Below are 9,231 nucleotides of genomic sequence, written 5' to 3' on the forward strand. Positions count from 1 at the left end.
ATGCACGAGTTCGAGGTGCGCGAAGAGATCGCGCTCGACGCGACACCCGAGGAAGTCTGGGAGGCGATCGCCACCGGCCCCGGCGTCGACTCCTGGTTCATGGGCCGCAACCACATCGAGCCGGGTGAGGGCGGCGCGCTGACCCACGAGGTGATGGGGCAGACCTCCACGGCCACCGTCACCGGCTGGGACCCGGGCCGGCGCTTCGCCTATGAGAGCGACAAGAACCCCGACGGCACGTTCATGGCCTTCGAGTACCTCATCGAGGGACGCGAGGGCGGCAGCACCGTGCTCCGCATGGTGCACAACGGCTTCCTCGGCGACGACTGGGAGGCCCAGTACGAGGCGCTGAAGAAGGGCGACGGCCACTACCTCAAGAAGCTCGCCGCCTACCTCCGGCACTTCCCCGGGCGGACGTCGCGGTTCGGCTTCCTGGTGCCGGGCCCGCGGGTTCCCGACCACGCCCGCCTGTGGGACGGCTTCAGGAGCGCGCTCGGCGTCACCGGCGAGCTCACACCCGGCACGCCCGTGCGCATCGCGGTGGACGGCGTGGCCCCGGCCGACGGCGTCGTCGTCAGCACCGACTATCCGACCATCCCGAGCGTGTGCACCGGCGACTCGCTGTACACGTTCATGTGCGGCTACCGCGACACGGTCGTCGTCGAGCAGCACTGCTTCGCCGACGGCGTCGACGGCGACGCGGCCCGTGAGGCCTGGGCGGCCTGGGCGGCCCGCACCTACGCCTGACCTGCCCGGCCCGCCTGACACGCCGGTCCGCGTGCGCGCCACGGCGCGCGCGCGGACCGGGCAGGATGCACCCATGAAGTACATGCTGATGATCTACAACAACCCCGCCACCCTGGCGGCCATGTCCGACGCCGAGCGCGACGGCGTCATGGGCGAGGTGGACGCCATCATCCAGGAGCTGCGGGGGACGGGCGAGTGGGTCGGCGGGGCCGCCCTCGCCGCGGCCGGTGAGGCGAGGACGGTGCGGGTGCGCGGCGGTGTGCCCGCGACGACCGACGGGCCGTACGCCGAGGCCAAGGAGCAGCTCGCCGGCTACATGGTGGTCGACTGCGCGACGCCGGAACGCGCCACGGAGATCGCGCTGCGCTGGCCGGACGCCGAGTTCGGCGCGATGGAGGTGCGGCCGGTCGTCGGCGTGGTCGACGCCGTCTGACGGGAGCGGCCGCGGGGGAGTCAGGCGGCCGGGGTGCTCATGTTCCGGGAGACCAGCCCGCGGGCGGACGGCGGGGCGGCGACCCAGGCGGCCTGGTCGGCCGGCGGCGGCGCCACCGGGAGGTGGATCACGGCCTGCGGCCGTCCGCCCAGGTTCAGCGCGTCCAGCACCAGCAGCGCGGCGCGCCCGCGCGCGGCCTCGGTCGCGAGCACGATCAGCCAGCCGTTGCCCTCGCCGGCGCCGCGCGGCGCGAACACCGCGTGGCCCGCCGTCCAGCCCGGCGCCAGCTCACGCACCCGGGCGCCGCCCGCCGCCAGGTCGTATCCGGCGAGCGCCCGCCCGCCGGCGGTCACGCCGAACACCATCTGGTGCCGGCGCCCGGCCAGGCGGCCGTCCACCACGCCATGGACGAGGCCCTCGGCGAGCATGCGCGCGGCGACGTCGCCGGTCACCGCGTCCAGCGTCCACCGGCGCACCGCGGTCCCGGTGGGGGAACCGTCGAGCCCGTTCACGGGGAGGTCGTGGCGCACGGCGTCGACGACGACGCGGGGACCGTCGTCGTAGGCGTTCACCACCTGCGTCACCTGGCACGCCTCGATCGCGAACCAGCGCGCGTCCCCGCCCGTCCGGGGCAGCAGGCCGAGACGCGCGGGCCGCTCCGGCCGGGCGCGGTAGGGGGAGCGGGCGCCCACCAGGGCCGCCGCGTGGTCGTAGACGACGGGGAGGTCGAACACGACGACGTACCGGTCGGTCAGCGCCACCGCGCCCATCAGGGGAGCGCCGGCGAGCGGGAAGGACCGCGTGGCGATGACGCGGCCGTCGGCGTCCATGACCACGTGCTCGGCCTGGCCGGCCTGGCCGGCCTGGCCGGCATGGCCGTGGCCCGGGCGGGTGGCCACGGTGTGCCACTCGCCGGTGATCCGGTCGCGGACCGCCGGGGCGGCGCTCACCGTGCCGTCCCGCCCGTCCGCGCCGCGCCAGGCGGCGGGCGGACGGGACGGCACGCCCTCGCCGGAGGCCCTGAGCCACTGGGCGGCGCCGCCGGTGAGGCGCACGCCCGACACCAGGGCGCTCCCGCCGTCCCCGCCGGGATGCGGACCGGACCGCACGAACGCGCCGTCCAGTTCGGCGGGGATGACGCCGTCGACGCGCAGCGGCTCGTCGCGGCCCGGGAAAGCGGGGGCCACGACAGGGGTGATCGCCATGGAGCGCTCGGTCACTGTCATGATCGGGCACCTCTCTTCTCGGACCGGGGGCCGGACGCGTTGGCATAACGCTGTTATGGAAAAAAATAACGCCGTTATGCCATACTGTCAAGGTGAGCCCACGACGATCGAAAACGCAGAACCGGTCGGCCCTGGTCGACATCGCCGCCCGGCTGCTGGCCGGCGAGGGGCCCGAGGCCCTGTCCGCGCGCCGCATCGCCGCCGAGGCCGGAAGCTCCACCATGGCGGTGTACACCCACTTCGGCGGCATGAGCGGCCTCGTGCGCGAGATGGTGTACGAAGGCTTCGCCCGGCTGGAGACCTACTTCGCCCACGTCGGCCGCACCGGCGACCCCGTCGCCGACATGACGCTGTTCGGCCGTGCCTACCGGCACAACGCGCTCACCAACGCGCACCTGTACGCGGTCATGTTCGGCGGGGCGTCCCTCGGGGGCTTCTCCCTGTCCGCGGAGGACCGCCAGTACGGCCGCTACACGCTCAGCACCGTCGTCGAGTGCGCGACGCGCTGCATCGAGGCCGGCCGCTTCCGCACCGGGGACGCGGAACTGGTCGCCAACCAGCTCTGGACCGCCATCCACGGCCTGGTCACCCTGGAGCTCGGCGACTACCTCATCGCGCCCTGCGACGCCGACCGCGTCTTCGAGGCCCAGCTCGTCACGCTGATGGTCGGCGTCGGCGACACCGTCGAGGCCGCCACCCGCTCGGTGGCCTCCTCCGCGCCACGCCTCGCCGCCGAGGTCCACCCCGCCCGGCCCCCGGTCTCCGCCGGCCCGTCCCCGGCGACCGGCCGTCCGGCCTGACCGCCGTCACCGCCGTGTCCCCTGGCCGCGTCCTACGGGGAGCCCTCCTTGACGTAGGTGAGGGTGCGCGCGTAGGGCCGGAAGCCCAGCGAGCGGTAGAGCCGCCCGGGCGCCGGGTACGCCTCGTCCCCGCGGGGCGAGACGACGGCCATGCCGCCGCCCGCGTCCCGCAGTGCGTGCAGCGCGGCCAGGCACACCGCGCGGGACAGGCCGCGGCGGCGGTGCGACGGCACCGTGCCGACGGGCTCGATGAGGCCCACCCGCGTGCCGTCGTCGTACCAGATGTGACAGTTCGCCACGAACTCCCCGTCCGGGGCCTCCACCACCCAGTCCAGGCCCGGCCGGTAGGGCCAGGCGGCCATGACGGCGCGATAGGACTCCGTCGTCACGCGGCTGGGGTTCCACGCCTTCCGGTGCGCCGCCACGCGCCTGTCCAGGTCCTCCGCGCCGCGCACCGGCCGTGCGGTGTAGCCCTCCGGCAGCACGGGCGCGGGCAGGCCGAGCAGCGAACGGGCGTGAGGGGCGAAGTAGGGACCGTCCCGCTGGAGCTCGTACCCGTGCCGCGTCAGAGCGGCGCGCACGTCCGCCTGGTCGTCCAGCGGGCACACCGTACGGACGCCGTCGCCGGCTCGCTCGTCGAACCAGGCGAGCACCGCGTCGAGCAGTTCCGGCCGCGCCGGGTCCACCTCCATCCGAAGGTCGCCGGGCAGGTTCGCCCACGCCCACGCCACCACGCGCCCGCCGTCCTCCCACAGCGCGATCGGCCAGTCGGCGATCTCGGGGGTGTACATGAACCGTCCCCAGGCCAGGTCGCCGACGTGCTGCGGGCTCGCGGGCGACCACACCCGCCGCGTCAGCTCCTGCATCGCGCGCAGGTCCGCGGGACCGGCGTAACACCGCATGATCGCCGTCATGGCCCCATCCTGCCCGCACGATCCCCTTCCGCGCGATCACGAATGGAACCGGCGACGGTTCTGGACGGCCGGAAACAGGAGCTTGCTCGAAGAAATCCTCTTTGTCGCGATACTCCGTTCAATTGGCACAGTGCGTAGCCGATATGTCTTTCGTACGATGAGGAGCCGCCCGACGCGGCGTTTCGCCAACGGTCTCTGTTTCGCGCCATTGTCAAGCCGAATGCCGGAAAAGGGGGCGTCCGATGGGTGAGGCGACCGGGCGCCGGGACTCTATCCGGCGGGCTCAGTCGGTGATCGCCTTGTCGAGCGCGTCGCGCAACTGGCCGCGGGTCGTCACGCCGAGCTTCGGGAAGACCTTGTAGAGGTGGGAGGCCACCGTGCGGTGGGACAGGAACATCTGGTCGGCGATGTCCCGGTTGGACAGCCCCGCCGCGGCGAGCTGCGCGATCTGGTACTCCTGCGGGGTGAGCCGCACCAGCCCCTCGTCCGCCCTGCGCCGCGCGCCCACTCCCGCGCCCCGCAGCTCCGCACGCGCGTGCTGCGCCCACGTCGCGGCGCACTGGCTCTCGAACAGTTCCAGAGCACGCTGCAGCTCGGCGCGCCCCGCGCTGACGCGGCGGTGCCGGCGCAGCCACTCCCCGTAGACCAGCCGGGTTCTGGCCTCCTCCAGCGGCCACTCGGCCAGGCCCGGCTCGGCCAGGGCCCGTTCGAAGGACGCGGTCGCCGCGTCGCCGTCCACGGCCAGCAGGGCGTCGGCCCGGTGGAACCTGATGCGCAGGTAGGAGGAGTCGTACACGCCGGGGTCGGGGGAGACGGCGGCGATCAGCTCCCGGGCCGCGCCGGCCATGTTCGCGCGCACCGCGGCCTCGGCCAGGTCGGCGACCGCCCACATCTCGGTGATCCCGTCCGCGGACGGCGACCCGGGCGTGGCGAGCTCGGCGAAGGCGTCGAACGCCTCCCGGTGGCGTCCGCCGGCGAGCGCGGCGAGGCCCTCGGCGCGGCGGATCTCGGCGCGGATGAAGGCGGGCACGGTGATGCCGAGCAGCTGCTTCGCGCGGTCGAGCGAGGCGGCGGCGCGCTCCACGTCGCCGCGGATCGCCCAGACCTCCGCATGAAGCACGGCGCTGATGCCGCCCTGGAACGTCACGTCCGACTCCAGGGCCAGCCGCGACGCCTCCTCCAGGACGACCTTCGCCGCCCGGAGCCGCCCGGCGATGACGTGCCCCCGCGCCACGCGGTTCAGCGCGATCGTGAGCTGGCCGGCCGCTCCGGCGCGCCGGGACACCGCGACGACCTCGTGCCACGCGGCCTCCGCCGTCGGGAGCATCTGCAGGGCCTCGGCGGCGTTGGCCAGCCCCATCAACAGCAGCACGTCCGGTGGGGCCTGCTCGACCAGGGCGGCGATGGCCGGCGCCATGGCCAGGTGTTCCCGGGGCTGGAGCATGCTCAGGTTGACCACCCGCACCGGATGGTCGGGCGGGTGGCCGAGCGCGTCGATGGCGGCGGCGACCTCACGCCGCACCGCCGGTGGGCTCGCGCTCTGGTAGCACTCGGCGACCGCGCACCCCACCAGGTAGGCGGCCAGGGTGGGATCGCTCGAGGCGACCCGGCGCGCCACGGTCACCAGTTCCGACAGGTCGACGGTGGACGTCCCGCGGGTCATCGCCTCGATCGCCTCCGCGAACAGCAGCCGGGCGGTGAGCACGGGATCGTCGGTGAGCGAGCGCGCCTCGTCGATGAAGCCGTGCATCGCCGAGGTCAGCCCCGCCTGCTGCGCCGCCTCGACGGCCAGGGTGAGCCGCCGCGCCCTGCGCTCCGACGACGGCGACAGCCGGGCGGCCCGCTCGAAGGCGTGGACGGCCGTGCGGGTGCCGCCCCGCGCGCTCGCGCTCTCGGCGACCGCCTGCAGGGCCGCGGCCACCTGCTCGTCGCGGCCCGCCGTGGCGGCGGCGCGGTGCCAGACCGACCGGGTCAGGTCGTCGGAGAGGACGTCGGCGAGCGTGCGGTGCGCTGCCATCCGCTCCGCGAGTGTGGCGGTGGTGTAGACGGCGGACTGCACCAGCGGATGGCGGAACGCGATGGTGTCGTCGGCGCAGAGCACGAGCCCCTCCTGCTCCGCCGGGGCCAGGTCCTCCACGCCGAGCCCGCGGATGGCCGCGGCCAGGAGGAGCTCGGTGAGCGATGAACCGTCGTTCGCGGCGGCGAGCAGAAGCATCTGGCGGGTGCGCGGCGGTGTGGCGGACACGCGGGTGGCGAAGACCTCCTGGAGCCGTTCGGTCAGGGGCAGCCGGGGCCGCAGGCTGCTCATGTCGAGCAACCCCTGGTCATGCAGCGCCTTCGGCAGCTCGACCAGGGCGAGCGGATTGCCCTGCGCCTCCGCGAGGATGTGCCCGCGCAGCGGCCCGGTGGGCGGCAGCCCGAGCCGGTCGAGCAGCCGGCCGGCGTCGTCGGTCGCGAGCCCCGACAGGTGCAGGCGCGGGACGGCGAGCTCAGGGATCGGCTCGGCGCCGCCGGACCGGCAGGCGGCCAGCAGCACGATCGGGCTGAGGGCGAGGCGGCGCGCGACGAAGCGCAGCACCTCGACGCTGGAGTGGTCGAGCCACTGCAGGTCCTCCACCACCAGGAGGAGCGGGCGCTCGTGCGCCACCTCCTCCAGCAGGCCCAGCGCGCCGAGCCCGACGAGGAACGGGTCATGGGAGAAGTGGTCGTCGAGGCCGAGCGCGGCGCGCAACGCCGACGCCTGCAGGGGCGGCAGCCCGTCGATGCGGTCCCGGACCGGGTGGAGGAACTCGTGCAGGCCCGCGAAGGCCAGCTGCGACTCCGTCCTGGTGCCGGTGCAGCGCAGGATGCGCAGATCCCTGGTCGCGGCGGCCTCGGCGGCGGCGTTCAGCAGCGTGCTCTTGCCGATCCCGGCGTCGCCGTGGACGAGCAGAGCCGACCCGCTGGTACGAACGCCGCCCAGCATGTCCCGTATCTGGCATAGCTCGGCCTCTCGGCCGATCATGTGCCCTTTGTCTGTTAATTCGGTTGTCATGGCCCCTCAATTCCACCACCAAGCGGACCGCTCTGCAGGGCACGATTCAGTAATTTGACGGAGGAAACCGACCCGCCGACATTCGTACAGTTTTCAACTGGTGGACCGTTCGGTCGGGGAGATCACGATCGAGTTCGCCGGCACAAGGGGCGTCACCGCGGCCCGGGTTCGTCCCGGCCGGTGTCCATGCCGCTCACGGCCGATGTCGCGCCGGTGCCGGTGACGGGGGCGGGAAGAGCGCGTGCCACCGGCCGTCGGGGGGCGGCCGGGCGGCGTCGTTCCGCCGAGCGGGTCCGCGGACGGCACGGCGTGCCGGCCTCCCGATGGACACAAAGACGTGAGGAGCAGTTGACATGATCGATCCCAGCCGCGTCCGGACCCCGGAGGAGCTGTCCCAGCAGTTGCGCGCGTTGTTCCGGCAGGGGAAGTGGAGCCACCAGCGCCTGGCGGAGGCCGCCGGCCTCAGCCCCGCCACCGTGCACGGCATCGTCAGCGGCGCCACCACGATGCCCCGCACCGGCACGCTGGTCGCGTTCGTGACCGCGTGCGGCGAGGACAAGGAGCAGTGGCTGATGGCGCGCCGCCGCGTGGCGGCCGGCGCGTCGGCGGCGTACTCGTCCAGGGAGGAGCTCAAGAGCGAGGTGGAGCGGCTGCGGGCCCGGGCGGAGCGCGCAGAGGCCGCGCTGGAGGCCCTGCTGAGGAACGACCGGCGGCCCATCCGCCACACGCTCACCGGCCTGCGCGCCTCGCGCGCGCCGTCCGAGTGCTCGCACGCCTGAGCCCACCGAGCCTCGCCACCGAGCCCGTCCTGGGCCCCGTACTGGGCCTGGTCACTGGGCCTGGTCACCGAGCCTGGTCACTGAGACGCGCCACGTCCGGCGGCGGCCGGCGCACTCCCGCCGGCCGCCGGTCCGGGAGCCCGCACGGGACGCCCGGACGGCCGTCAGTCGCCGAGGTAGCGCAGGACGGCCAGCACCCTGCGGCTGTAGACGGGGTCGCGCGGCAGCTCCAGCTTGTCCAGCAGCGAGGCGACGTGCTTCTCGACGGTGCTCAGCGACACGTGCAGCCGTTCGGCGATCGCCGTGTTCACGTAGCCCTGGGCGAGGTGGCGCAGCACCTCCGTCTCGCGCGGGCTCAGCCTGCTCAGCGGGTCGGCGCGGGTGGTGTGGGCGAGGAGCCGGCGCACCACTTCGGGATCGACGGCGGTGCCGCCCGCGCGGATCCGCTCCAGCGCGTCCAGGAAGCCGGCCACCTCCGAGACGCGGTCCTTGAGCAGGTACCCCACGCCCCCGGCGTCGTCCGCGAGCAGCCTGGCCGCGTACGTCTTCTCCACGTACTGCGACAGCACGAGCACGCCGACCCCGGGGTGGCGCCCGCGGATGTCCAGCGCCGCCCGCAGCCCCTCGTCGGTGAAGGTCGGCGGCATGCGCACGTCGATCACCGCCACGTCGGGCGGGTGCGCGCCGACCGCGTCCAGCAGCGCCCGCCCGTCGCCCACGGCGGCCACGACCTCGTGCCCGGCGTCGGCCAGCAGCCGCGTCATGCCCTCGCGGAGCAGGACCGAGTCGTCGGCCAGGATCAGCCGCACGGGACCTCCTTGGGCAGCGTGGCCGCGATCCTGGTGGGCCCGCCGGGCGGGCTGTCCACGGTGAACGCGCCGTCCAGCGCCCGCACGCGCCGGGCCAGCCCGGACAGCCCTCCTCCGGCGGGGTCGGCGCCGCCCGCGCCGTCGTCGGTGACGGCCACGCGCACCGTCCCCTCGTCCTCCTCCACCACGACCAGGATGTCACGCGCGCCCGCGTGCTTGATCGCGTTGGTGATCGCCTCCCGGGCGACGAAGTACCGCGCGGTCTCGATCTCCGAGACCGGCCGCCCGGCGATCCCGTAGCGCACGGTCACCGGCACGCCGGCCCGCTCGGCGACGCCCGCGAGCGCGGCGCGCAGCCCGAGCTCGTCCAGCGCGGTCGGGTAGACGCGCCAGGCCACGCTGCGCAGCTCGTCCAGGAGCCGCCGCGACTCGTCGTAGGCCTGGGCGACCAGCGCGGCGGACCTGGCCGGGTCGGCGTCGTGCCGGGCG

At 74.4% G+C, this 9,231-nt stretch carries 9 protein-coding genes; 4 read left to right on the top strand and 5 right to left on the bottom strand.

The features are described from left to right. Together BJ981_RS34905 and BJ981_RS34910 are read left to right on the top strand one after the other, a co-directional pair. On the top strand, positions 1–747 hold the full coding sequence (locus BJ981_RS34905) for an SRPBCC family protein (RefSeq protein ID WP_184617608.1): 747 nt from the start codon (positions 1–3) through the stop codon (positions 745–747). Between the two features lie 73 nt (positions 748–820). Next, a complete protein-coding gene (locus BJ981_RS34910; protein ID WP_184617609.1) occupies positions 821–1,180 on the top strand; it encodes a YciI family protein in 360 nt (119 codons plus the stop codon). Positions 1,181–1,200: 20 nt separating this feature from the next. Here BJ981_RS34910 and BJ981_RS34915 read toward each other — a convergent pair whose 3' ends face one another. Next, on the bottom strand, positions 1,201–2,406 hold the full coding sequence (locus tag BJ981_RS34915) for a carotenoid oxygenase family protein (protein WP_184617610.1): 1,206 nt from the start codon (positions 2,404–2,406) through the stop codon (positions 1,201–1,203). A 92-nt stretch (positions 2,407–2,498) separates the two neighbouring features. On the opposite strand from BJ981_RS34915, the gene BJ981_RS34920 reads away from it, so the two are divergent. Beyond that, positions 2,499–3,206 (top strand): TetR/AcrR family transcriptional regulator, encoded by a 708-nt coding sequence (locus tag BJ981_RS34920; RefSeq protein WP_184617611.1) that lies wholly within the window; start codon positions 2,499–2,501, stop codon positions 3,204–3,206. A 32-nt stretch (positions 3,207–3,238) separates the two neighbouring features. Here the strand turns inward: BJ981_RS34920 and BJ981_RS34925 are convergent, their stop codons facing one another. Both BJ981_RS34925 and BJ981_RS34930 read right to left on the bottom strand, forming a co-directional pair. Further along, a complete protein-coding gene (locus BJ981_RS34925) occupies positions 3,239–4,120 on the bottom strand; it encodes a GNAT family N-acetyltransferase (protein WP_184617612.1) in 882 nt (293 codons plus the stop codon). A gap of 283 nt (positions 4,121–4,403) precedes the next feature. After that, complete coding sequence (locus tag BJ981_RS34930) at positions 4,404–7,124, bottom strand: ATP-binding protein (protein ID WP_184617613.1); 2,721 nt, start codon at positions 7,122–7,124, stop codon at positions 4,404–4,406. Between the two features lie 383 nt (positions 7,125–7,507). Here BJ981_RS34930 and BJ981_RS34935 point away from each other — a divergent pair, with 383 nt between their 5' ends. Beyond that, entirely contained in the window at positions 7,508–7,933 is a 426-nt protein-coding gene (locus BJ981_RS34935; protein WP_184617614.1) for a helix-turn-helix domain-containing protein, read from the top strand. Positions 7,934–8,097: 164 nt separating this feature from the next. On the opposite strand, the gene BJ981_RS34940 is transcribed toward BJ981_RS34935, so the two are convergent. Then, on the bottom strand, positions 8,098–8,742 hold the full coding sequence (locus BJ981_RS34940) for a response regulator (protein ID WP_184617615.1): 645 nt from the start codon (positions 8,740–8,742) through the stop codon (positions 8,098–8,100). Continuing rightward, on the bottom strand, positions 8,733–9,231 hold a 499-nt coding region (locus BJ981_RS34945), incomplete at its 5' end, for a sensor histidine kinase (protein WP_375784952.1). The genes BJ981_RS34940 and BJ981_RS34945, both read right to left, overlap by 10 nt.

It is taken from the genome of Sphaerisporangium krabiense (assembly GCF_014200435.1).
Taxonomy (GTDB): Bacteria; Actinomycetota; Actinomycetes; order Streptosporangiales; family Streptosporangiaceae; genus Sphaerisporangium; species Sphaerisporangium krabiense.

Excerpts from the sequence above, each read along its gene's own strand:
- BJ981_RS34925 (WP_184617612.1), bottom strand. The coding sequence starts at position 4,120 with ATGACGGCGATCATGCGGTGTTACGCCGGTCCCGCGGACCTGCGCGCG.
- BJ981_RS34910 (WP_184617609.1), top strand. The coding sequence starts at position 821 with ATGAAGTACATGCTGATGATCTACAACAACCCCGCCACCCTGGCGGCC.
- BJ981_RS34935 (WP_184617614.1), top strand. The coding sequence starts at position 7,508 with ATGATCGATCCCAGCCGCGTCCGGACCCCGGAGGAGCTGTCCCAGCAG.
- BJ981_RS34915 (WP_184617610.1), bottom strand. The coding sequence starts at position 2,406 with ATGACAGTGACCGAGCGCTCCATGGCGATCACCCCTGTCGTGGCCCCC.
- BJ981_RS34905 (WP_184617608.1), top strand. The coding sequence starts at position 1 with ATGCACGAGTTCGAGGTGCGCGAAGAGATCGCGCTCGACGCGACACCC.
- BJ981_RS34930 (WP_184617613.1), bottom strand. The coding sequence starts at position 7,124 with ATGATCGGCCGAGAGGCCGAGCTATGCCAGATACGGGACATGCTGGGC.